The organism is Ancylobacter sp. TW_SC_1 (assembly GCF_056836805.1).
Genome location: NZ_CM166365.1, coordinates 1552776 through 1576218, shown reverse-complemented (window position 1 = coordinate 1576218; position 23443 = coordinate 1552776). Strand labels below are relative to the sequence as shown.

The following is a 23443-nucleotide window of genomic DNA, read 5'->3' as shown; positions in this document are numbered from 1 at the left end:
GGCGCTCAACGCGCCGGCATTTTTTTGTCAGGTGCCTTCGCTCTGAAGGACGACAACCCGCTTCGAGGCGTCATCCCGGAATGGCCGTCAGGCCATATCCGGGATCGCATGCCGATAAGAGCGAGGGTGGAGAGCGATCCCGGCTCTACGGCTGCGCCTCCGGCCGGGATGACGGCTATGGCACGCGCACCGGAGCGGGCTCTACCGCCCGGAATACTGCGTCGTCAGGCGCCGCGCCGCCTCGCGCACCCGCGCGCCGAGATCGACGATCCGCTCGGGCGGCATGCGCACCGTCGGCGCCGAGATCGAGATCGCGCCCACCGGCTCGCGCCATTCGTCGAGCACCGCCGCCGCCACGCAGCGCATACCGGGCGTGTGCTCCTCGTCGTCGATGGAATAGCCGCGCTCGGCGATCTGGGCGAGGTCGGCCTGCAGCGCCCGCCGGCTGACATGGGTGTGCTCGGTGAAACGCTGGAGCTGGTCGCCGCCGAGCCAGGCGCGCCGCGCCTCCGGGTTCATCGCCGCGAGGATCGCCTTGCCGCCACCCGAGGCGTGGATCGGCAGATCGCCGCCGATGCGGAAGAAGGCGCGCACCGCCGCATGGCTTTCCACCTGCGCGACGCAGATGAGATGCGGCCCCTCGATCAGCGACAGGTTCACCGTCTCGTTCACCCCGTGCGACAGCTCGCGCAGCAGGGAACGGGCGATTTCCGGCAGCTTGCGGATACGCAGATAGGCGGAGCCCACGCGGAACAGGCCGATGCCGACCATCCATTGGCCGGTCGCCGCGTCATGGCCGACAAGGCCGCGCCGCTCCAGCGTGGTCAGCAGGCGATGCACCGTCGAGGTCGGCAGTTCGGCGCTGCGCGCGACCTCGCTCAGCGTCAGCCCGTCGGAGAGCGCCAGCACCTCCAGCAGCGCGATGGCGCGGTCGAGCGACTGGACTTCCCCGCCGCCCTCCTGAGCGCCCGTGGAGGACGGTCGGCCGCGGCGGCGCACGGTCGGAACGGCCTGGTTCATCCGCAAAACACCTCCGAAATCGGGTGGCGGGATCACGCTCCCGCGCCCGCACCCTTCGCGTCGCCATCGACCGCCATTGTTATGGCATCGGTCGTCCGCGCACCCGTCCTAGCATAAAGGCGCATTCGTCATTTTTTCGCAAACCAGAAATACATCCCGTATTGCGGAAATGAGGGCGACGTGGCATGTTTTCCGCGATTTCGGAAATTCATTCCGCAGTGCGGGAAGAATGATACCGCTCCGCAGCATGGCGCGCCTCGCGCCGACAGGCTCCGGCGGCCCCGGAACCGGAGATTTTGAACAGGTCCGAAGGCCGGTGCCGGGCGCCGACAGCCCTGCCCAGACAGGGAAGCGCCCCCGCCGGCTGCAGTGACGCCAGGAGGAAGTGCCATGGCCAAGATGCGTGCCGTCGATGCCGCTATCCGGATTCTCGCGAAGGAAGGTGTGACCACCGCCTTCGGCGTGCCCGGGGCCGCGATCAATCCGCTCTATTCCGCGATGCGCGCCTTCGGGCAGACGCGTCACATCCTGGCGCGCCACGTCGAGGCGGCCTCGCACATGGCGGAAGGCTACACCCGCGCCAAGGCCGGCAATATCGGCGTGTGCATCGGCACCTCCGGCCCGGCCGGCACCGACATGATCACCGGCCTCTACTCGGCCGCCGCCGATTCGATCCCGATCCTGTGCATCACCGGCCAGGCGCCGCGCGCGCGGCTCTACAAGGAAGACTTCCAGGCGGTGGACATCGAGTCGATCGCCAAGCCGGTCGCCAAGTGGGCCGTCATGGTGCGCGAGCCCGCGCTCGTCCCGATGGTGTTCCAGCAGGCCTTCCACGTCATGCGTTCGGGCCGTCCCGGCCCGGTGCTGATCGACCTGCCGATCGACGTGCAGCTCGCCGAGATCGAGTTCGACGAGGACACCTACTCCCCGCTCGAAGTGTACAAGCCCAAGGCCACGCGCAAGCAGGCCGAGAAGGCGATCGCCATGTTGAACGAGGCCGAGCGCCCGCTCATCGTCTCGGGCGGCGGCATCATCAATGCCGACGCTTCCGACAAGCTGGTCGAGTTCGCCGAGCTGACCGGCGTGCCGGTCATCCCGACCCTGATGGGCTGGGGCACCATTGCCGACGACCATGACCTGATGGCCGGCATGTGTGGCCTGCAGACCTCGCACCGCTACGGCAACGCCAATATGCTGGCCTCGGACTTCGTGTTCGGCATCGGCAATCGCTGGGCGAACCGCCACACCGGCTCGGTCGACGTCTACACCAAGGGCCGCACATTCATTCACGTCGACATCGAGCCGACCCAGATCGGCCGCGTCTTCGGCCCCGATCTCGGCATCGTCTCGGATGCCGGCGCCGCGCTCGACCTCTTCATCGAGGTGGCGAAGGAATACAAGGCCGCCGGCAAGCTGAAGGACCGCTCCGCCTGGGCCAAGGAATGCCTCGGCCGCAAGAAGACCATGCTGCGTAAGACGCATTTCGACAACGTGCCGCTCAAGCCGCAGCGCGTCTATGAGGAGATGAACGAGGCGTTTGGCCGCGACACCCGCTACGTCTCGACCATCGGCCTCAGCCAGATCGCCGGCGCGCAGATGCTGCACGTCTACAAGCCCCGCAACTGGATCAATTGCGGCCAGGCCGGCCCGCTCGGCTGGACCCTGCCGGCGGCGCTCGGCGTGCGCGCGGCCGATCCGGACGCGGAGATCGTGGCGCTGTCGGGCGACTACGACTTCCAGTTCCTCATCGAGGAACTCGCGGTCGGCGCCCAGCACAAGCTGCCCTACATCCATGTGGTGGTGAACAACTCCTATCTCGGGCTGATCCGTCAGGCGCAGCGCGGCTTCAACATGGACTTCGAAGTCTCGCTCGCCTTCGACAACATCAACGCCGAGGAAAATGCCGGCTACGGCGTCGACCATGTCGCGGTCGCGGAAGGGCTCGGCTGCAAGGCGGTGCGCGTCTCCTCGCCCAACGAGTTCAAGGACGCCTTCGTGCGCGCCAAGGCGCTGATGAAGGAGCACCAGGTTCCGGTGGTGATGGAGTTCATCCTCGAGCGCGTCACCAACATCGCCATGGGCACCGAGATCGACGCGGTCAACGAGTTCGAGGAAGTGCTCGACCTGCCGCTGGAAAGCGCCGACAAGGCGTAAGAGCGGTTTCGCGCCCATTCGCGAGCCGAATAGCCTTTACTTTCCTCTCCCCGTTGGGGAGAGGTCGCCGCGTAGCGGCGGGTGAGGGGAAAGCCTCCGCCCTGCGGTAGCCTCCCTCACCCCACCCCTCTCCCCGCCGGGGAGAGGGAGCCAGTCCATCTTCCGAATGCCCCAGGAGCGGTCCATGCCCCGTTTTGCCGCCAATCTCACCATGCTGTTCAATGAGGTGCCCTTTCTCGACCGGTTCGAGAAGGCCGCCGCCGCCGGCTTCACCGGCGTCGAGTACCTCTTCCCCTACGACTTCCCGGTCGAGGAACTGGTCGCGAAGCTGAAGGCCAACGGCCTCAAGCAGGTCCTGCACAATCTGCCGGCCGGCAACTGGGGCGGCGGCGAGCGCGGCATCGCGATTTTTCCCGACCGCGTGGACGAGTTCCGCGCCGGCGTCGACAAGGCGATCACCTACGCCACCGCGCTCGGCTGCCCGCAGGTCAACATCCTCGCCGGCATCGCCCCCGCCGGCGTGGAGCGCGAGGTGCTGCACAAGACCTTCGTGGAAAACCTGAAATACGCCGCGCCGCGCATCAAGGATGCCGGCCTCAAGCTGCTGATCGAGCCGATCAACACGCGCGACATCCCCGGCTTCTTCCTGAACTACACGAAGCAGGCCAAGGCGATCATCGAGGAAGTCGGCTCCGACAACCTCTTCATCCAGTACGACATCTACCACATGCAGATCATGGAAGGCGATCTCGCCCGCACCATCGAGGCGAACCTGCCCCTGATCGCGCACATCCAGCTCGCCGACAATCCCGGCCGCAACGAGCCCGGCACCGGCGAGATCAACTACGAGTTCCTGTTCCGCTATCTCGACACCATCGGCTACGCCGGCTGGGTCGGGTGCGAGTACAAGCCGAAGGGCGACACCGAGGCCGGCCTCGGCTGGCTCAAGGCGCTCACCGGCGCGGCGTGACGTCGCAACGGACAAGAAACGAAGTCTAGGAAAACGAGGACAAGACGATGGCGAAGGTTGGATTTGTCGGTCTCGGCATCATGGGCGCGCCCATGGCCGGGCATCTCATCGACGCGGGCCACACGCTCTATCTCTATGACGTCAAGCCGGTCCCGGCGGAGCTGACGGGCAAGGGCGGCATCGCCTGCGCCAGCGGCACGGAAGTGGCGAAGAACGCCGACATCATCATCACCATGGTGCCGGACACTCCCCATGTCGCGGCCGCGCTGTTCGGCGAGAACGGCATCGCCGCCGGCCTCTCCTCCGGCAAGATCGTCGTCGACATGTCGTCGATCGCTCCGGTCGAGACCAAGGAATTCGCCAAGAAGATCAATGATCTCGGCTGCGATTACCTCGATGCGCCGGTCTCCGGCGGCGAGGTCGGCGCCAAGGCCGCCTCGCTGACCATCATGGTCGGCGGCCCGGAAGGCGCGTTCGAGACGGTGAAGCCGCTCTTCGAGAAGATGGGCAAGAACATCACCCTCGTCGGCGGCAATGGCGACGGCCAGACCACCAAGGTCGCGAACCAGATCATCGTCGCGCTGACCATCCAAGCGGTCGGCGAGGCGCTGCTGTTCGCCTCCAAGGCGGGCGCGGACCCGGCCAAGGTGCGCCAGGCGCTGATGGGCGGCTTCGCCAATTCGCGCATCCTGGAAGTGCATGGCGAGCGCATGGTGAAGCGCACCTTCAACCCGGGCTTCCGCATCGAGCTGCACCAGAAGGACCTGAACCTGGCGCTGAACGGCGCCCGCCAGCTCCAGATGGCGCTGCCGGCGACCGCCCTGGCGCAGCAGCTGTTCAGCGCCTGCGCGGCCAATGGCGGCGCGGCGTGGGATCACTCGGCGCTGGTCAAGGCGTTGGAAATGCTCGCGAACCACACGGTCGCGCCGGACGCCTGATACACATCGCATTATGAATGCAGAATGACCTTCGGGGGCGCCAGGCGCCCCCGAACTGTTTCTGGCGGAAAAAGTAAGCATTGCTGCCCCGGTAGTGGAACCCCGCTGCCGGGGTAGTCTTTTGAGCGGTCAGGCAGACAATTGTTCTGTCCTATACACCGTGGACAAGCCGGCGTTAGCCGAAGTAACTTAGCCGACACGTCGCAAACACGCCCCGCTAGGCACGCGAAGCGGCTCAACATGCGCGACGTATTATCACGCCCGTGACTTCGCTCTTGACTAGGGCCCCATCGTCCCTAATCATGGCATACAAAATACCAAACAAGTTCGGGCACCGCGGGGGTAGCCCGGACAGCAGGAGGGAGTCCCATGAAGGTCTGCATCTATGGTGCCGGCGCAATCGGCGGTTATGTCGGTGTTCAGCTCAAGCGGGCTGGCGTCGACGTGAGCCTCGTTGCCCGCGGCCCCCATCTCGAGGCCATGAAGCAGAATGGTCTCAAGCTGCTCATCGACGGCGAGGAGCGTGTCGAGCGCATTCCGTGCTCCGACAACCCGGCCGATCTCGGTCCGCAGGACTATGTCATCGTCGCGCTCAAGGCCCATTCGGTGCCGGGCGTGGTCGACGCGATGCAGCCGCTGCTCGGCAACGACACCGCCGTCGTCACCGCCGTCAACGGCGTGCCGTACTGGTACTATTACAAGCATGGCGACCAGCTCGAAGGTAAGACGCTCGAGAGCGTCGATCCCGGCAGCAAGCAGTGGAACGGCCTGCGCCCCGAGCGCGCCATCGGCTGCATCGTCTATCCCGCGACGGAAGTGGTCGAGCCGGGCGTCATCAAGCACGTCTACGGTGACAAGTTCCCGCTCGGCGAGCCCTCGGGCGAGATCACCGAGCGCGCCACCAAGCTGTCCGAGGCGTTCGCCGCCGGCGGCATGCGCGCTCCCGTGCTGCCGAACATCCGCGACGAGCTGTGGCTGAAGCTGTGGGGCAACCTCTGCTTCAACCCGATCAGCGCCCTCACCCATGCCACCCTCGACGTGATCGCCTCCGATCCCGGCACCCGCGCGGTGGCCAAGGCGATGATGCTGGAGGCGCAGGAGATCGCCATCCAGTCCGGCGTGAACTTCCGCGTCGGCGTCGAGCGCCGCATCGATGGCGCGGGCGCCGTCGGCGCGCACAAGACCTCGATGCTGCAGGACCTGGAGCGCTCGCGCGCCATGGAGATCGACCCGCTCGTCACGGTCGTCCAGGAAATGGGCCGCCTCGCCGGCATCCCGACCCCCACCATCGACATCGTGCTCTCGCTGGTCCGCCAGCGCGCGCAGATCGCCGGCCTGTACAACTGAGTTCCGGCACAATGGCATACTGGGTTCGTTTCCAGCGCTCGGGCGCTGCCGGCTTCGGCACGCTCGAGGGCGACACCATCACCGTCCACACCGGCGACATGTTCAACGGCGCCACCCCGACCGGAGAGCGCGTCGCGCTCTCCGAGGTCGCGCTGCTCGCCCCGACCGAGCCGAGCAAGATCATCGCGCTGTGGAACAACTTCCACGCCCTCGCCGCGAAGATCAACTCGCCGGTGCCGGCCGATCCGCTCTACTTGCTGAAGGCCGGCTCCTGCCTGACCACGCCCGGCGCCACCGTGCGCCGGCCCGCCTCCTATGACGGCAAGATCGTCTATGAGGGCGAGCTCGGCATCGTCATCGGCAGGAAGGCCACCGGCGTTTCGGAAGAGGAAGCCGGCGACTACATCTTCGGCTACACCTGCGTGAACGACATCACGGCGGCGGACATCATCAACAAGGACGCCACCTTCGCCCAGTGGGTGCGGGCCAAGAGCTTCGACGGCTTCGGCCCGTTCGGCCCGGTGGTGGCGACCGATGTCGACCCCGCCACGCTCGTCGTGCGCACCGTGCTCAATGGCGAGGAGCGCCAGCGCTATCCGATCAGCGACATGGTGTTCTCCACCCGCCAGCTCGTCAGCCGCATCTCGCACGACATGACGCTCAACCCCGGCGACGTCATCTGCTGCGGCACCTCGATCGGCGTCGGCACCATGAAGGCCCCGACCAACACGGTGGAAATCGTGATCGAGGGCATCGGGACGCTCAGCAACACTTTCGTGCAGTAGCGTCACGGCGCGCTAGCGCCTATAGGGAAATAGGATACGCCAATCGACGGGAGGGCCTCGCGGGCTCTCCCGGCCGTCCGGTTGTGGAGGAGCGGAATTAATGAACATCCATGAGTATCAGGCCAAGGGAGTGCTCCGCGAATTCGGGGTCCCGGTGCCGAACGGCGTCGCCATTCTCGACGCCGCCGAGGCCGATGCCGCCGCGGCCAAGGTCGCCGGCCCGGTCTGGGTGGTGAAGAGCCAGATCCATGCCGGCGGGCGTGGCAAGGGCAAGTTCAAGGAGGCCGATGCCGGCGAGAAGGGCGGCGTGCGCGTCGTCAAGTCCGCCGCCGAGGCAGCCGCCAACGCCAGGCAGATCCTGGGCAAGACGCTCGTGACCATCCAGACCGGCCCGGCCGGCAAGCAGGTCAACCGCGTCTACATCGAGGAAGGCTCCGACATCGACAAGGAGTTCTACCTCTCCGCCCTCGTCGACCGCGCCACCTCGCGCGTCGCCTTCGTCGTCTCGACCGAAGGCGGCATGGACATCGAGGAAGTCGCGCATTCGACGCCCGAGAAGATCCACACCTTCTCCGTCGATCCGGCCACCGGCGTCATGCCCCATCATGGCCGCACCGTCGCGCAGGCGCTCGGCCTCACCGGCGACCTCGCCAAGCAGGCCGGCAGCCTGGTCGACAAGCTCTACAAGGCCTTCGTCGCCAAGGACATGGCGATGCTGGAGATCAACCCGCTGGTCGTCACCAAGACCGGCGAGCTGAAGTGCCTCGACGCCAAGATCTCCTTCGATTCCAACTCGCTCTATCGCCATGCCGACGTGGTGGCGCTGCGCGACGAGACCGAGGAGGACGCCAAGGAAATCGAGGCCTCCAAGTACGACCTCGCCTATATCGCGCTGGACGGCACCATTGGCTGCATGGTCAACGGCGCCGGGCTCGCCATGGCGACGCTGGACATCATCCAGCTCTATGGCGAATCCCCCGCCAACTTCCTCGACGTCGGCGGCGGCGCCACCGAGGAGAAGGTGACGGCGGCGTTCAAGATCATCACCTCGGACCCGAGCGTGAAGGGCATCCTCGTCAACATCTTCGGCGGCATCATGAAGTGCGACGTCATCGCGCGCGGCGTCATCGCCGCGGTGAAGACGGTCGGCCTCGAAGTCCCGCTCGTCGTGCGCCTCGAAGGCACCAATGTCGAGGAAGGCAAGCAGATCATCCGCGAGAGCGGACTGAATGTCATCCCGGCGGACGATCTCGACGACGCCGCCCAGAAGATCGTCAAGGCTGTGAAGGAGGCTGCGTGATGTCGGTTCTGATCACTAAAGACACCAAGATCATCACCCAGGGCTTCACCGGCAAGAACGGCACCTTCCACTCCGAGCAGGCGCTGGCCTATGGCTCGAAGGTGGTCGGCGGCACCTCGCCGGGCAAGGGCGGCTCCGTCCATCTCGGCCTGCCGGTGTTCGACACCGTCGCCGAGGCGCGCGACAAGACCGGCGCCGACGCGTCGGTGATCTACGTGCCGCCGCCGGGCGCGGCCGACGCCATCTGCGAGGCGATCGCGGCGGAAATCCCGCTCATCGTCTGCATCACCGAGGGCATTCCGGTGCTCGACATGGTGAAGGTGCGCCGCGCGCTGGACGGCTCCAAGTCGCGCCTCGTCGGCCCGAACTGCCCCGGCATCGTCACCGCCGGCGAATCGAAGATCGGCATCATGCCGGCCAACATCTTCAAGAAGGGCTCCGTCGGCGTCGTCTCGCGCTCGGGCACGCTGACCTATGAGGCGGTGTTCCAGACCTCGCAGGAGGGCCTCGGCCAGACCACGGCCGTCGGCATCGGCGGCGATCCGGTCAAGGGCACCGAGTTCATCGACGTGCTGGAGCTGTTCCTGGCCGACGACGCCACCGAGTCGATCGTCATGATCGGCGAGATCGGCGGCTCTGCCGAGGAAGAAGCGGCGCAGTTCCTCAAGGACGAGGCCAGGCGCGGCCGCAAGAAGCCCATGGTCGGCTTCATCGCCGGCCGCACGGCGCCTCCCGGCCGCCGCATGGGCCATGCCGGCGCGATCATCTCGGGCGGCAAGGGCGGCGCCGAGGACAAGATCGCGGCGATGGAAGAGGCCGGCATCGTGGTCTCCCCCTCCCCGGCCCGTCTCGGCAAGACGCTGGTCGACGTGCTGAACAAGCGCGTCGCCGCCTGACCGGGCCACACGCCACTCAAAGCGAAAGCCCCGCGGCAGCGATGCCGCGGGGCTTTTTCATTTCAGACCGGGTAGCATTCCGGCGGCAGCGCCGCCGTTTCCTCATTGCCGAGCGTCTCGGCGATCAGGATCGTCATCCATGCGTGGCACAGGATGAGCAACGGCAGCAGGGGATACACCGACTCGAACATGCGCGGTCTCCGGTCATTTGTCTGTTGCAGCGCAACATAACGAATGCACCGGGTATGTGGTATACCTCATACCAAATAACGCCCCTGCGTTTTACGCATGCCGAGCGCCTTGCGCTGACCAAATTCCCACATGACGGCGTTCCGGCGCGACCCGGCGGGCGCCTGTGCGCCGATGCCTCATCTGAGTCCGACGGACATAGACGCAAAGCCGTGCGCGGCTCGACGGTGCTGCCATGCGCGCGCCAAGCGACGCCGCGGCCGGACATGCAGGGAGTGTGGCGGCGAAGGGTCGGACCGGAGCGATCCGGTCAGTTGCCGCCGTTCGGTGCCGCCACGGGCAGGCCCCAGGCCGAGAACGCCTGGCGGAACACCTGATCGCCCGCCGGCCCCTTCTCCAGCACCAGAATGGCGCGGCGCCCGTTCTCGAACACCAGTGGCAGGTCGAGCCAGTTGCGCGTCACCAGGAAGCCGAGATTGCGCTGGATGTCGGAATCGAGCGCGGACAGGCCGATCAGGAAGAAGTTCGGTGCCACGCGCACGGCGAGGCCGACCAGCGGCGCCCCTTGTGCGCCTTCCGACGCCTTCGCCCGCATGCCGGGCACGCTCGATACGTTGCCGAGGTCGAAATTCGGCGGCAGGCGGAACTGCGCCTCGATGATGTGCGAGGCGGGGATCGTCGAATCCTGATTGCGCCGCAGCGTCAGCGTCGCGGAGATGTTGCGCGCCGGAATGGTGATGTTGGCGCGGATGCCGACATCCGGCGCCAGGCCGTTGCCGGGATTGATGGTCTCGGTGCTCCAGACCACCGTGCCCACATATTGCTGCAGGCCCTGTTCGCCGCCGCCGGGGCTTTCCTCGAACAGCGCCGCGCGCTGCGCGACGTCGATGCCCTGTCCCGCCGGCGGCGTGTCGCCTGGCTCGGGCTGGGCCGGCCGCGACGTGTCGGGCGCCTGCGCGATACGATCGGTCGACTTGGGCGCGTCGGTCCTGGCCGGGCTGGTGGGCGCCTGCGCGGTCTGCGTCGGCGCGCTCGCTCCGCCACCGATCAGGGCGACGATGGTCTCGCGCTGGGTGTAGCCCACGAAAGCGCCGGCGATCAGCAGGACCACGAACACCAGAATGGCGATCAGCCGCCCACGTCCGCCGCGGGAGGGCTTCTCCTCGTCCACCGGTTCGCCCGCGGCATCGTCCTCGGTGCCCGTCCCCGTCTCGTCCGTCTCTTCATAAGGCAGCGTGCCCGCCTCGCGCTCGCGCACCATGCGCGCGGCATCGCTGCGCCAGTCGTGGCGCTCGCCGGCCGCATGGGAGGGGTCGATGCCCGCGGCCACCGCCTCGGCCTCGCTCAGCGTGTCCGCATCGCCACGCTCGGGCGCGACGGACGGCGCGGTGGGCCGCTCGGCCGGACGCGGTGCGGCAGGTGCCGGCGGAACGACCGGAGCCGGCGGGGCGGCCGGTGGCGGAGAAGCCGGCGCGGGCGGAGGAACGGGTGCCGGCGCAGAAGGCTGTCCGGCGGCAGGGTAGTCCGCCTCCACACGGGCGATCGAATCCTCGAGCGCCTGCTGCTCGCGCTGGATATCCGGTTCCGAGAGCGGCGGATCGACCGCCCTGAGCTGCGCCAGGAGCGCCCGGCGCGCCCGCTCATAGACAGCCTTGCGGGCCTCCCCGGATTTGTCGGGAAGGCCGCCAATGGCGCGTGCGATGAGCGGGTAATAGTCGGCCATGAGCGGGATCAGTCAGCGCGAATCAGGGGTTACGATTCAAACGGATTCTGTACCAGGATCGTATCATCACGTTCCGGGCTGGTGGAAAGCAACGCCACCGGGCACCCGATCAGTTCCTCGATCCGCCGGACATATTTCACCGCCTCGGCCGGCAGGTCGGCCCAGGAGCGGGCGCCGGCGGTCGATTCGGTCCAGCCCTCGATGGTCTCGTAGACCGGCTCCACCCGCGCCTGGGCGTCCTGCCCGGAGGGGAAATAGTCGATCTCGCGGCCGTCGAGCCGGTAGCGCGTGCACACCTTCAACTCGGTGAAGCCGTCCAGCACGTCGAGCTTGGTGAGCGCGATGCCGTTGATGCCGGAGGTGCGCACGGTCTGGCGCACCAGAGCGGCGTCGAACCAGCCGCAGCGGCGCGGCCGGCCGGTCACGGTGCCGAACTCGCGTCCGCGCTCGCCGATCCGGCGGCCGGTGTCGTCGTGCAGCTCGCTCGGAAACGGCCCCTCGCCGACGCGGGTCGTGTAGGCCTTGGTGATGCCGAGCACATAGCCGATCGCGCCCGGGCCGAGGCCGGAGCCGGTCGCCGCCTGCGCCGCCACCGTGTTGGACGAGGTGACGAAGGGATAGGTGCCGTGGTCGACGTCGAGCAGCGCACCCTGCGCGCCCTCGAACAGGATCTTCGCCCCGCGCCGGCGCTCGTCGTCGAGCAGCGCCCAGGCGCGGTCCATATAGGGCAGCACCTTCGGTGCGATCTCGATCAGCTCGGCGCGCAGCCGCACCCCGTCGACTTCCTCGATGCCGAGGCCGCGCCGCAGCGCGTTGTGGTGCGCCAGAAGGCGGTCGATCTTGGCCTCGAGCGTCTCCGGCGAGGCCAGATCCACGAGGCGGATGGCGCGCCGGCCCACCTTGTCCTCATAGGCCGGGCCGATACCGCGCTTGGTGGTGCCGATCTTGGTGCCGGCGGAGGCGTTCTCGCGGATGGCGTCGAGTTCGCGGTGCAGCGGCAGAATGAGCGCGACGTTTTCCGCCACGCGCAGGCGCTCCGGCGTGACCTCGATGCCCTGTCCGCTGATGCGGGCGATCTCGTCGACCAGCGCCCACGGATCGAGCACGACACCGTTGCCGATCACCGAAAGACGGGCGCCGCGCACCACGCCGGAAGGCAGCAGCGACAGCTTGTAGGTCTTGTCGCCGACGACCAGCGTATGACCGGCATTATGGCCGCCCTGGAAGCGGACGACGACGTCCGCCTGCTCGCTGAGCCAATCGACGATCTTACCCTTACCCTCGTCGCCCCACTGGGAACCGACGACGACCACATTCGTCACGAGCCACGCTCCTGATTGCAAGGCTGGGCCGGCGACGTGCCGTACCCGCGCACAGACAAAGCCCCGGGGACAGGTCCGGCCGGGGCTGCATCGTCTTAAGGGATGAGTCCGGGTCAGGCAAGGACACTGCGGACACGCACGGGCCCTGCTGGCGATGCACTCCCGGCTGGCGTCGCTGACAGGGCACTATTGCACCTCTGCAAACGCTGGACGATTGCACCCGCGCGGTGCCCGCCCGACTTTAAGGGGCAGCGGCGCAATGCCGCCGCAAGGAGCCATCATGACCATCACGACCATCGGCCAGCCGACCCCCGCGCCTCTCGCCAGCGCCCCTCCGCTGCCGGCCGGGCTCGGCATGGGTGCGGTACGCCTGCGCATCCACGATGCGGCGCGCTCGGTCACCTTCTATACGGGGACGGTCGGGCTTGCCCTGCTGGGCAAGGGCGAGGACGGCATCATTCGTCTCGGCGTCGGCGACGAGGTCATCGTCGAGCTGGAGGAAGTCCCCGACGCCCGCCCGCGTCCGCGCGGCGCCACCGGCCTGTTTCATGTCGCCATTCTCGTCCCCGACCGCGCCGCGCTGGCCGTCGTGCTGCGCCGGCTGATCGCGCAGGGTGTGCAGCTCGGCGCCTCCGACCATCTGGTGAGCGAGGCGCTCTACCTCGACGATCCCGACGGCAACGGCATCGAGATCTACCGCGACCGCCCGGCCAGCGACTGGCGCTGGGACGGCGCGACGGTGGAGATGGCGACCTATCAACTCGACCTGCGCAACCTGCTCGCCGATCTTCCTGCCGATGTGCCGGTCGAGGCGCCGATGCCGGCGGGCACCCGCGTCGGCCATGTCCATCTCCAGGTCGGCGACATCGCGAGCGCCCGCCGCTTCTATGTCGAGCGGCTGGGCTTCGAGGTGACGACGGATCGCTATCCCGGAGCGCTGTTCGTCAGCGCCGGCGGCTACCACCACCATCTCGGGCTCAATGTCTGGCACAGTCGCGGCGGCGGCCCCGCTCCGGCCGGCAGCCTTGGCCTCGCGCATGTCGAGCTTGTCCTGCCGGATGCCGCGGCGGTCGAGGCGCTGCAGGCCCGGCTGGTCGCGGCCGGCGAGCCCGTCATGCCGATTGACCAGGGCTTTGCAGCCGCCGATCCGTGGGGAACACGCGTGCATGTCCGCGCCCGGCGCTGATCCGCGCGGCGGCGCGGGCGCGCGGCCATAATCAGCTCATCGGTTCAGATCAGAATTTTTCATGGGTCCGGCAGTCCCATCACGAAGGAAAATGCTCTAGAGCGTTCGGGCGCTCACGGCCTCCACCCGGACCCTGCCATGTTCCGTCGCCTGCTCGACGCGCCGTACCTGTTGCTCACCCTGGTGCCGCTGTTCTGGGCCGGCAACATCGTGATCGGCCGCCACATTGCCGGGCATGTGCCGCCGGCCACGCTCGCCTGGCTGCGCTGGGTGCTGGCGGTGCTGATCCTGCTGCCCTTCGCCTGGCGCGCGATGCGCGCGGACTGGCCGCTGGTGCGGCGTCACTGGGTGCTGGTCGGCGTGCTGTCCTTCACCGGCATCACGCTGTTCAACACGATGCAGTATCACGCGCTGGAGTTCACGCCGGCGCTCAACGCGCTGCTGATCCAGTCCACCGGGCCGCTGCTCATCGCCTTCTGGTCGCTGCTGCTCAACGGGGAGCGGCTTTCCGGCGGACAGGCAGCCGGCATCGGTCTCTCGCTGCTCGGCGTGCTGGTCATCATCTGCCGGGGGGATCCGGCAGTGCTGGTCAACATCGAGTTCAACCGCGGCGACATCTGGATGATCGCGGCGATGATCGTCTATGGCATCTATTCGTCGCTGCTGGCGCGACGGCCCGCTTTCTCGCAGTTCGGCTTCCTCGGCTTCAGCCTCGGCCTCGGCGCCCTGCTGCTCACGCCGCTCTTCGTCGCCGAGCGGATGGTCAGCCCGCCCGTCATATTCGATGCGAAGGCGATCGGCGCCATCATCTATGTGGCGATCTTCCCCTCGGTGCTGGCCTATCTGTTCTTCAACCGCGGCATCCAGCTCGTCGGCCCCAACCGCGCCGCGCCGTTCTTCCATCTCATGCCGGTCTTCGGCTCGGCGCTGGCGATCGTCTTCCTCGGCGAGCGACCGTATCTCTACCACGCGGTCGGCTATGCGCTGGTGCTCTGCGGCGTCGTCACCGCCACGCTGTGGGCGCCGAAAACCGGCCGGCCAGCCGCCTCAGCCGAGCTCGAAGCTGGTGACGCCATAGACCCGCTCCAGCGCCACCGGCCGGATTGATCCCCGGTACATGCGCGCCGTCTCGAAGGCCGGCGCGAGGCCATGCCGGCGCGCCAGCGCGAGGGCCGCCGCATTCGGCTCGGGCACGTCGAGCACGATGGCGCCGCTTCCCGCCACCGCCCGCAGCGCCCGGAACACGCTCTCGGCCGCCGCCTCGTCGGCCGCCACCAGCGGGCCGATCTTCCAGCCCGCCCGCGCCGGGCGCACCACGCCCCAGCCCGCGAGTTCCCCGTCCCGCAGCAACGCACGCCCGGCATGGCCCGGCGCCGACAGCCAGGCCTTGAGGAAGGCTGCGCGGGGTGCGGGAAACACGCAGGCGTCACTCGCCTCGACCCGCCCGAACGGCACCGTGGCGAGATCGACCGTGCCGCCGGTCTCGCCGGCCGCCGGCGTTCCGGCGAAGCGGATGTTGCGGTAGGCGAAACTGAATCCCTGGCGGACGTAGTTCGCCTGCTGCGCCAGCACGCCGTCGAGACCCACGGTGCGCGCTCCGGCATGGGCGAGCCCGGCCTGCCAGAGCCGCAGGCCGATGCCGCGCCCGCGCAGCTCCGGCCGGACGATGTAGAAGCCGAGAAAGGCAAAGGCCGGATCGTAGTTGACCACGGAGATCACCGCCGCCGGCGCCCCGTCCTGCTCGGCGACGAGAAAGCCCTGCGGGTCCACCGCGCCGAAACAGGCCGCGTCGGCAAGTCCGGGATTCCAGCCCTCCGCCGCCGCCCAGTCCACTGCCAGCTGAATTTCCGCCGCATTAAGCGCGCGAATGCTTATATCCGCCGGCATTCCACCCCTCCTCCGGCTCCCGGGAGACGACGATGTTCTTCGAGGAAATCGCCATCGGCATCGCGATGATGCTGCTGGTGATGCTGGTTCATCTCATGGCCACGTATATTCTCATCGACTGCTCGGACGCCTATGATCAGGTCTTCAAGCGTCATCCCCGGCTGCGTCTGCTGCTGGCGCTCATCGTCGCCAATATCCTGCTGCTCACCGCCCACCTCATAGAGGTCGGGATCTGGGCCGTCGTCTATGCCGCGAAGGGGCTCGTGACCCATCACGACGACGCCTATTACTCCGCCTTCGTCAATTACACCGCGCTCGGCTACGGCGATTCGCTGCAGCAGACCGCGACGCGGCTGATCGGCCCGATGACGGCGGGCAGCGGCATCATGATGTTCGGCTGGACGACGGCCCTGCTGTTCCTCGTCATCCAGCAGCATCTGCCGGAAGTGCATCGTCCGCGTCGCCCGCGCGCACCGCGCCGGGAAGAGCCTCCTCACCCCGCCGAGGAACAGGACGCCACCGGCGGCGCATCCTCTCCCGTCGTCAGGTCGTAGAGGTCGGCCTTGTCGCCTTTCGTCCACCAGATGTACTTGCCGCCGGCATAGCGCGCGCCGGAAGCCGCGAGCACGTTGGACAGCACGAGAAACTCGCCCTTGAAGGCGAGCGTGGCCAGTGCCACCGGCGGCGCGTTGAAATAATGCGCCTCGACAGGGCCGAAGCCGCCGCAATCATAGGCGACCCTGATCGTCTCCGGGCTGGCGCCGGCCGGCAGCGGGATGACGATCTCCCCCGCCGGCTCTCCCGCCTGGGCGGCGGCCGGGAGCAGCGCGAGGAGAAAAGCGAAGACGGCGGCCTGCCTCATGGGGATTACTCCGGGGTGTGCGGCGGCTTGTGGTGTTCATGCCAGTGGCGCGCGATGTCGATGCGGCGCGGCACCCAGACGCCGTCATGCGCGGCGATGTGGTCGAGGAAGCGCTGCAAGGCGAGGATGCGCCCCGGCCGCCCGACGAGGCGGCAATGCAGGCCGACGCTGAGCATCTTCGGCGCCTCGGCGCCTTCCGCGTAAAGCGCGTCGAAGCTGTCGCGCAGATAGGTGAAGAACGGGTCGCCCGAATTGAAGCCGGCGGGAATGGCGAAGCGCATGTCGTTGGTATCGAGCGTATAGGGGATGCTCAGGTGGGGGCCGCGCGGCCCCTCCACCCAGAACGGCAGGTCGTCGGAATAGATGTCGGAATCGTAGAGGAAGCCGCCCTCCTCCATCACGATGCGGCGCGTGTGCTCGGAGGTCCGCCCGGTGTACCAGCCCAGCGGGCGCGCGCCGACGAGTTCCGTATGCAGGCGCATGGCAAGGTCGAAATCGGCCTTCTCCGCCTCATAGGAGTGGTTGCGATAGTCGATCCATCTCAGGCCATGGCTGGCGATCTCCCAGCCCGCCTCCTTCATCGCCGCCACCGCGTCGGGGTTGCGGGCCAGCGCGGTGGCGACGCCATAAACGGTCACCGGCAAGGCGCGGGAGGTGAACAGCCGCCACAGCCGCCAGAAGCCGGCGCGCGAGCCGTATTCGTAGATCGACTCCATGTTCATGTGCCGCTGGCCCGGCCAGGGCTGGGCGCCGACGATCTCCGAGAGGAACGCCTCGGAAGCCGCGTCGCCGTGCAGGACGCAGTTCTCGCCACCCTCCTCGTAATTGATCACGAACTGCACCGCGATTCGCGCCCCGCCCGGCCATTTCGGGTCCGGCGGGTTGCGGCCATAGCCGATCATGTCGCGGGGATAGGCGGAATCGATCTTGAACATGCGGGCTGTCTCGGAACGGAGGCGGATGGCGCTGGCCTCAGGCTAGCCCGTTCGCGGCGAAGGCGGAACCGTCCGCCGCGTCGGCTCGGGAGGCGATCCCCCGAACAGCCGCCCGCAACATATCCGCCGCACAAATCTTGCATCCTGCTCTCGACAAGCCGGTGCCCGGCAGTCTTCATGTGGCAAAGAACTCACGTAAGGTGCCCGATGTCGCTTCCCGATCCCAGCCTCCTGCTCGCCCGTGCCCCCGTCATTCCCGTCGTCACCGTTCCCAGCGTGGCGGCCGGCGTCAAGCTGGCGCGGGCGCTCGCCGAGGGTGGCCTGCCGCTGATCGAGGTGACGCTGCGCACGCCGGCGGCACTGGAGGCCATCGCCGCCATCGCCGCCGAGGTACCGGACGCCATCGTCGGCGCCGGCACGGTGACGCGGCCGGACCTGATCCAGAAATGCATCGACGCGGGCGCCCGCTTCCTCGTCAGCCCCGGCTGCCCCCCCGCGCTGGCGGAGGCGCTGGCGGAAGCGCCGGTACCGGTCATGCCCGGCTGCGCCACCGCCACCGAGGCGATGACGCTGCACGCCATGGGCTTTCCGGTGCTGAAGCTGTTCCCGGCCGAATCGGTCGGCGGCGTCGGCCTCCTCAAGTCGCTCGCCGGCCCGCTGCCGGATCTGCGCTTCTGCCCGACCGGCGGCATCGGCCCGTCCAATGTCGGCTCCTATCTCGCCCAGCCCAACATCCTTGCCGTCGGCGGCTCCTGGGTGGCGCCGAGCGAGGCCGTCACCATGGGCGACTGGGAGCAGATCGTCGCGCTGGCCAAGGCCGCCTCCAAGCTGCACCGGGCCGCCTTTCCGCTCTGAGCCGGGGCGATCGACAAAAAAAGGGCCCTCCGGAGACGCTCCGGAGGGCCCTTTTTAGTGTCGTGGAGGGTTTCGCCTCAGAACGCCAGCGGCTTGGCCTGCTTCACCGAGGGAAGCTGCTGCACCTTGTCGAGCACCTCGGCCGGCACCTTGCCGTCGACCTCGACCAGCGCGATGGCGTCGCCGCCCTGGCGGTCGCGGCCGAGCGCGAAGGTGGCGATGTTGAGCCCGGCATCGCCCAGCAGGCTGGCGAAGCGGCCGACGAAGCCCGGCCGGTCCTCGTTGGTGACGTAGAGCATGGAGGGCGCGAACTCGGCGTCCACCTTGATGCCCTTGATGTCGACGATGCGCGGGCGTCCGTCGGCGAAGACGGTGCCGGAGATCGAGCGTTCCATCTTGTCGGTCACAACGGTCAGCGTAATCAGGCTCTCATAGTCGCCGGCGATCTCGCGGGTGGTCTCCTCCACCACGATGCCGCGCTCCTTGGCGATGCTCGGCGCGGAGACGACGTTGATGTCGGCCAGCGCCGGGCGCAGCAGGCCGGCCACGGCGGCCGAGGTCAGCGCCTTGATCTTCAGGCCTGCCACCGCGCCGTCATAGGTGATGCGCACCGTCTTGATGTCGGTGTCGGTGAGCTGGCCGGCGAAGGAGCCGAGCTTTTCCGCAAGCTCGATGAAGGGCTTCAGCTTCGGAGCCTCTTCCGCCGTGATCGAGGGGAAGTTGACCGCGTTGGAGATCGCCCCGCGCAGCAGGTAGTCGCTCATCTGCTCGGCGACCTGCAGGGCCACGTTCTCCTGCGCCTCGGCGGTCGAGGCGCCCAGATGCGGGGTGCAGATCACGTTGGGATGGCCGAACAGCGGGTTCTCGGTCGCCGGCTCGGTGACGAACACGTCGAAGGCCGCGCCCGCCACGTGGCCGCTCTCCAGCGCGAGTGCCAGCGCCGCCTCGTCCACCAGGCCGCCGCGCGCGCAGTTGATGATGCGCACGCCCTTCTTGGTCTTGGCGATCGCCTCGGCGGAGAGGACGTTGCGGGTCTTGTCGGTCAGCGGCGTGTGCAGGGTGATGATGTCCGCGCGCGCCAGAAGATCGTCCAACTCCACCTTCTCCACGCCGATGTCGAGCGCACGCTCCGGCGAGAGGAACGGGTCGAAGGCGACGACCTTCATCTTCAGGCCGAGGGCGCGGTCGGCGACGATCGAGCCGATATTGCCGCAGCCGATGATGCCGAGCGTCTTGGCGGTCAGCTCGACGCCCATGAAGCGGTTCTTCTCCCATTTGCCGGCCTGGGTGGAAGCGTCGGCGGCGGGGATCTCGCGGGCCAGCGCGAACATCATGGCGATGGCGTGCTCGGCGGTGGTGATGGAGTTGCCGAACGGCGTGTTCATCACGATCACGCCCTTTGCCGTGGCGGCCGGAATGTCGACATTGTCGACGCCGATGCCGGCGCGTCCCACCACCTTCAGCCGCGTGGCGCTCGCCAGGATCTTCGGCGTCACCTTGGTCGCCGAGCGGATGGCGAGGCCGTCATAATTGCCGATGATCTCGGCCAGCTTGTCCTTGTCCTTGCCGAGGGCCGGCTGGAAGTCGACCTCGATGCCGCGATCCCTGAAGATCTGCACGGCGGCGGGGGAAAGGGCGTCGGAAATGAGAACCCGGGGAGCCATTGGCTTCATCCTGTTCGGAAAAGGTTGAGGTCGTCCCGCCACAGGCGGGAAAAGGCAAAGGCGTCCCGCCGCTGGCGGGAGAGGACGACGAAGCGTTCGTCGGGCATTCGCTCGGAAGGGATCGACGGCGAGACGCGGCCGGGAGAGGGAGCCATTCGCCGTCGAAGGCCGAAGCCAAGGCCCATTCGCCGTCCCCTCGCGTCAGCGGCGGGGACGCACGCAAAGGAGATCAGGCGGCCTGCTTCAGGCCGGCCTTGGCATTGGCGAAGGCCCAGTCGAGCCAGGGCAGCAGCGCGGCGAGATCGGCGGTCTCCACCGTCGCGCCGGCCCAGATGCGCAGGCCCGCCGGCGCGTCGCGATAGGCGCCGATGTCATAGGCGACGCCCGCCTTCTCCAGCGCCGCGGCGAGGGATTTGGCGAAGGCCGCCTGCGCGTCGGGCGCCAGCGCCTTCACGTCCGGGTCGACGACCACGAGGCACACGCTGGTGTTGGAGCGGGTCTCGGGCACCGAGGCCAGGAAGTCGATCCACGGCGTCGTCGCCACATAGTCGGCGAGCACCTTGAAATTGGCGTCCGAGCGGGCGCGCAGGCCCTTGAGCCCGCCGACCTGCTTCGCCCAGCCCAGCGCGTCGAGATAGTCCTCGACGCAGAGCATGGACGGGGTGTTGATGGTCTCGCCCTCGAAGGTGCCCTCGATCAGCTTGCCGCCCTTGGTCAGGCGGAAGATCTTCGGCAGCGGCCAGGCGGGGACGTAGCTCTCCAGCCGCTCGACGGCGCGCGGCGAGAGGATCAGCATGCCGTGCGCGGCCTCGCCGCCCAGCACCTTCTGCCAGCTATAGGTCACGACATCGAGCTTGGCCCAGTCGAGATCCTGCGCGAAGGCCGCCGAGGTGGCGTCGCAGATGGTCAGGCCCTGACGGTCGGCCGGGATGAAGTCGGCGTTCGGCACCCGCACGCCGGAGGTAGTGCCGTTCCAGGTGAAGACCACGTCATGGTCGAAATTCACCTGCGCGAGATCCGGCAGCGTGCCGTAGGGCGCCTTGAGGACGCGGGCATCCCTAAGCTTGAGCTGCTTGACGACATCCGTCACCCAGCCTTCGCCGAAGCTCTCCCACGCCAGCAGGTCGACCGGGCGGGCGCCGAGCAGCGACCACAGCGCCATCTCGACCGCGCCGGTGTCGGAGGCGGGAACGATGCCGATACGGTAATCGGCGGGGATTTCGAGGATTTCGCGGGTGAGGTCGATGGCGAGCTTCAGCTTCGCCTTGCCGACCTTGGCACGGTGCGAGCGGCCGAGCGGCGCGTCGCTCAGGCCTTCCAGCGTCCAGCCGGGACGCTTGGCACAGGGACCGGAAGAAAAATTGGGATTCGCCGGCTTCGCCGCCGGCAGAGCGATATTCGTCATGATAGCCATCCTCTCAGATGGACGTCCCACGTTGGGGTGGGATAGCCCGGAGCGGGATGTACTCCCGCCTCGGGCGCCGCGCAAGCGGATTTTCAGTCGAACAGGTAGCGCGCGCCGACGCGCACCTCGTGGGCGCTCTGCTCGAAGTCGACCTTGTTGGTGCCGACATCGGTGAGCGTGAGATAGCGGTAGCCGATATCGATCTGCCAGTTCGGCCCGACCGCCACGGCGGCGCCCGCCATCAGCGCCCAGGCGAGGCCCCATCCGTCGGCATCGCCGATATCGGCGCCGAGGAAGGCGATGTCGCTGATCGACACGTAGCCCGCGCCCACGCCCGCGCCGACATAGGGCGTGACCTCGTGCCAGGTGCCGAGGTCGACATAGACATTGGCGAGCAGCGTCGTCGCGCTGTAGCTGGCCGACAGCCCGCCCGCCACAAGGTTCGCCTCGGTGCGGTAATCGACCGTCACATCGAGCCGCAGGAGGTCGTTCAGCTTGACGCCGAGCCCCAGGCCGACCAGCCAGGCGTCGTCGATGGAGGGCGCCACGACGGGACTGAAATCGAGCTGCGAGGCCTCCGGCGTCTCGTTGAAGACGTAGCCGATGTCGCCGCGCAGATACCAGCCGCTGGTGTCCTCGATCTTCGGCGCGCGGGACAGCAGGTCCTCGGCGCTCATCTCGTCCACGGGATCGGCCGCGCGTGCCGAGCCGGCCACGAGCAGCCCGGCCGCCAGCAGCACGACCATCCCGCAGCGGAGGCGGCCGGATCCAGAGAACGCAACGCGACGCATGTGCCTATCCCAGACAGGCCGGGGCACGCCCGGCAATCTTCGACAGCTGCACCTTGCCCGCGAGCGGTTAAGGCAGGCTTAACCTTAACGATTAACCACGATCGCCCGTCACGCAGCGCCCCTGTCTCAGGGCTGGCGCGCCGCGCGGGCGGTCGCCTCCAGATGCGGCACCAGCGCCGGATCGAGCTTCAGCGCCGCCGCGAGGCGGGCGAGGAAGGCCCGCTCGGAAATGGTGTCGGCGTCGATGGCGAGCAGCGCGGTGATGTAGACCTCCGCCGCCTGCTCCGGACGCGTCACCGCGGCGGCGAGGCTCTCCGGGCTCGCCGGGCGGGCGAGTTCGGCGGTCAGGAAGCGTTCGGCCTCGTCGAGATTGGCCCCCTCCTCGCTGAGCTTGGTCGAGATGGCGGCGCGCTCGACATCGTCGATATGCCCGTCGGCCAGCGAGGCCGCGATCATGGTGCGCAGCAGCGTCACCTCGAAATGGGTGTGGTCGGCCTGGTCGGGATGGAAGGGCGAATGCGCCGGGGGAAGCTGCGCCGGCTCGGGTGGCGTCGCGGCCTGCTGCGGCTGCTGGCCCTGCTGATAGTTCTGGTAGGCCTTGTAGGCCAGCGTGCCGACCAGGGCGAGGCCGCCGAGCGCCACGGCGTTCTTGGCCACCTTGCGTCCGCCCTTGCTGCCGAGCACCAGCGAGACCAGCGCGCCCGCCGCCGCGCCCGAGGCGAGTGAGCCGCCATTCGTGCCGAGATAGTCCTTGGCCCGGCTCACCAGGTCGCCGCTGCCGGAAGACTGCGCGCCGCCGTCGGCCGGAGCGCCGGTGAGGCCGCCGGTCAGCCCGCCGAGCAAGCCGCCGAACGGGCTCTGCTGGGCCGGCGCATTGCCCTGCCCGCCGGCCTGCGGCGCGAGGAACTGGTCGAGAAGCCGCTTGGCGTCGAAATTTCCGCTGTTGAACATCGAGGGTCCCGCGTTGCTGTGTGCTGACCGAGGTAGGGGCCGATCGTGTCTTCCGCAAGGAAAGCACGCGTCCCTTCGTCACCTGAGCGTGAGCCTACGCCGTCGACATGACGAAGGCACATCCGCCGGTGTCGCATCCGATGTCGCATTTGTTCAACGCCAGCGCCGAAACAATGCTCGCGCCGGACGTGGCGGCGCGCGAGCATGTCGTATCAGGGTCATGCGGTCTCCCTACCGCAGGCGACGACGTTAGCGTCGGAGGC

At 68.0% G+C, this 23443-nt stretch carries 22 protein-coding genes; 11 read left to right on the top strand and 11 right to left on the bottom strand.

Annotated elements, in window-relative coordinates; genetic code table 11:
- Positions 1–201: 201 nt before the first annotated feature.
- Positions 202–1020, bottom strand: coding sequence for an IclR family transcriptional regulator (locus tag AC1PZ7_RS07225; RefSeq protein WP_482358811.1), 819 nt, complete (start codon positions 1018–1020; stop codon positions 202–204).
- A gap of 390 nt (positions 1021–1410) precedes the next feature.
- Between AC1PZ7_RS07225 and gcl the strand changes: the two genes are divergently transcribed.
- The 7 genes from gcl to sucD all read left to right on the top strand — a co-directional run bounded on the left by gcl (position 1411) and on the right by sucD (position 9410).
- A complete protein-coding gene (gene gcl, locus AC1PZ7_RS07220; protein ID WP_482358810.1) occupies positions 1411–3174 on the top strand; it encodes a glyoxylate carboligase in 1764 nt (587 codons plus the stop codon).
- A 184-nt stretch (positions 3175–3358) separates the two neighbouring features.
- Entirely contained in the window at positions 3359–4144 is a 786-nt protein-coding gene (gene hyi / locus AC1PZ7_RS07215; protein ID WP_482358809.1) for a hydroxypyruvate isomerase, read from the top strand.
- Between the two features lie 47 nt (positions 4145–4191).
- Positions 4192–5082 carry a 2-hydroxy-3-oxopropionate reductase gene (locus AC1PZ7_RS07210; protein ID WP_482358808.1) on the top strand — a complete coding sequence of 297 codons (891 nt, stop codon included), beginning with the start codon at positions 4192–4194 and terminating at the stop codon, positions 5080–5082.
- 369 nt (positions 5083–5451) lie between these two features.
- On the top strand, positions 5452–6429 hold the full coding sequence (locus AC1PZ7_RS07205) for a 2-dehydropantoate 2-reductase (protein WP_482358807.1): 978 nt from the start codon (positions 5452–5454) through the stop codon (positions 6427–6429).
- 11 nt (positions 6430–6440) lie between these two features.
- Positions 6441–7214, top strand: coding sequence for a fumarylacetoacetate hydrolase family protein (locus AC1PZ7_RS07200; RefSeq protein WP_482358806.1), 774 nt, complete (start codon positions 6441–6443; stop codon positions 7212–7214).
- 100 nt (positions 7215–7314) lie between these two features.
- Positions 7315–8514, top strand: coding sequence for an ADP-forming succinate--CoA ligase subunit beta (gene sucC / locus AC1PZ7_RS07195; RefSeq protein WP_482358805.1), 1200 nt, complete (start codon positions 7315–7317; stop codon positions 8512–8514).
- On the top strand, positions 8514–9410 hold the full coding sequence (sucD, locus tag AC1PZ7_RS07190) for a succinate--CoA ligase subunit alpha (protein WP_482358804.1): 897 nt from the start codon (positions 8514–8516) through the stop codon (positions 9408–9410). Before sucC ends, sucD begins: the two co-directional genes overlap by 1 nt.
- A 62-nt stretch (positions 9411–9472) precedes the next feature.
- Here sucD and AC1PZ7_RS07185 read toward each other — a convergent pair whose 3' ends face one another.
- From AC1PZ7_RS07185 to AC1PZ7_RS07175, 3 genes are all read right to left on the bottom strand, one after another.
- On the bottom strand, positions 9473–9601 hold the full coding sequence (locus AC1PZ7_RS07185; protein ID WP_482358803.1) for a hypothetical protein: 129 nt from the start codon (positions 9599–9601) through the stop codon (positions 9473–9475).
- Positions 9602–9909: 308 nt separating this feature from the next.
- Positions 9910–11322: a hypothetical protein gene (locus AC1PZ7_RS07180; RefSeq protein ID WP_482358802.1), complete on the bottom strand. Its 1413-nt coding sequence runs from the start codon at positions 11320–11322 to the stop codon at positions 9910–9912.
- 29 nt (positions 11323–11351) lie between these two features.
- Entirely contained in the window at positions 11352–12644 is a 1293-nt protein-coding gene (locus AC1PZ7_RS07175) for an adenylosuccinate synthase (RefSeq protein WP_482358801.1), read from the bottom strand.
- 280 nt (positions 12645–12924) lie between these two features.
- On the opposite strand from AC1PZ7_RS07175, the gene AC1PZ7_RS07170 reads away from it, so the two are divergent.
- Positions 12925–13830: a VOC family protein gene (locus AC1PZ7_RS07170; RefSeq protein WP_482358800.1), complete on the top strand. Its 906-nt coding sequence runs from the start codon at positions 12925–12927 to the stop codon at positions 13828–13830.
- Between the two features lie 138 nt (positions 13831–13968).
- The gene (locus tag AC1PZ7_RS07165) at positions 13969–14937 is read left to right on the top strand and encodes a DMT family transporter (protein ID WP_482358799.1); all 969 of its coding nucleotides are present in this window, start codon (positions 13969–13971) and stop codon (positions 14935–14937) included.
- Here AC1PZ7_RS07165 and AC1PZ7_RS07160 read toward each other — a convergent pair.
- Positions 14878–15717 carry a GNAT family N-acetyltransferase gene (locus AC1PZ7_RS07160; RefSeq protein ID WP_482358798.1) on the bottom strand — a complete coding sequence of 280 codons (840 nt, stop codon included), beginning with the start codon at positions 15715–15717 and terminating at the stop codon, positions 14878–14880. The two genes, AC1PZ7_RS07165 and AC1PZ7_RS07160, sit on opposite strands and share 60 nt — an antisense overlap.
- A 32-nt stretch (positions 15718–15749) precedes the next feature.
- On the opposite strand from AC1PZ7_RS07160, the gene AC1PZ7_RS07155 reads away from it, so the two are divergent.
- The gene (locus tag AC1PZ7_RS07155; protein ID WP_482358797.1) at positions 15750–16271 is read left to right on the top strand and encodes an ion channel; all 522 of its coding nucleotides are present in this window, start codon (positions 15750–15752) and stop codon (positions 16269–16271) included.
- On the opposite strand, the gene AC1PZ7_RS07150 is transcribed toward AC1PZ7_RS07155, so the two are convergent.
- On the bottom strand, positions 16211–16579 hold the full coding sequence (locus tag AC1PZ7_RS07150; protein ID WP_482358796.1) for an MliC family protein: 369 nt from the start codon (positions 16577–16579) through the stop codon (positions 16211–16213). The genes AC1PZ7_RS07155 and AC1PZ7_RS07150 overlap by 61 nt on opposite strands.
- A 5-nt stretch (positions 16580–16584) precedes the next feature.
- A complete protein-coding gene (puuE, locus tag AC1PZ7_RS07145; protein WP_482358795.1) occupies positions 16585–17514 on the bottom strand; it encodes an allantoinase PuuE in 930 nt (309 codons plus the stop codon).
- Positions 17515–17721: 207 nt separating this feature from the next.
- Between puuE and eda the strand changes: the two genes are divergently transcribed.
- Positions 17722–18369 carry a bifunctional 4-hydroxy-2-oxoglutarate aldolase/2-dehydro-3-deoxy-phosphogluconate aldolase gene (gene eda, locus AC1PZ7_RS07140; RefSeq protein WP_482358794.1) on the top strand — a complete coding sequence of 216 codons (648 nt, stop codon included), beginning with the start codon at positions 17722–17724 and terminating at the stop codon, positions 18367–18369.
- Positions 18370–18446: 77 nt separating this feature from the next.
- Here the strand turns inward: eda and serA are convergent, their stop codons facing one another.
- From serA to AC1PZ7_RS07120, 4 genes are all read right to left on the bottom strand, one after another.
- The gene (gene serA / locus AC1PZ7_RS07135; RefSeq protein ID WP_482358793.1) at positions 18447–20033 is read right to left on the bottom strand and encodes a phosphoglycerate dehydrogenase; all 1587 of its coding nucleotides are present in this window, start codon (positions 20031–20033) and stop codon (positions 18447–18449) included.
- Between the two features lie 229 nt (positions 20034–20262).
- Complete coding sequence (locus tag AC1PZ7_RS07130; protein WP_482358792.1) at positions 20263–21438, bottom strand: phosphoserine transaminase; 1176 nt, start codon at positions 21436–21438, stop codon at positions 20263–20265.
- A 92-nt stretch (positions 21439–21530) separates the two neighbouring features.
- Positions 21531–22229 (bottom strand): outer membrane protein, encoded by a 699-nt coding sequence (locus AC1PZ7_RS07125; RefSeq protein ID WP_482358791.1) that lies wholly within the window; start codon positions 22227–22229, stop codon positions 21531–21533.
- 126 nt (positions 22230–22355) lie between these two features.
- Entirely contained in the window at positions 22356–23180 is an 825-nt protein-coding gene (locus tag AC1PZ7_RS07120) for a tellurite resistance TerB family protein (protein ID WP_482358790.1), read from the bottom strand.
- Positions 23181–23443: the final 263 nt, after the last annotated feature.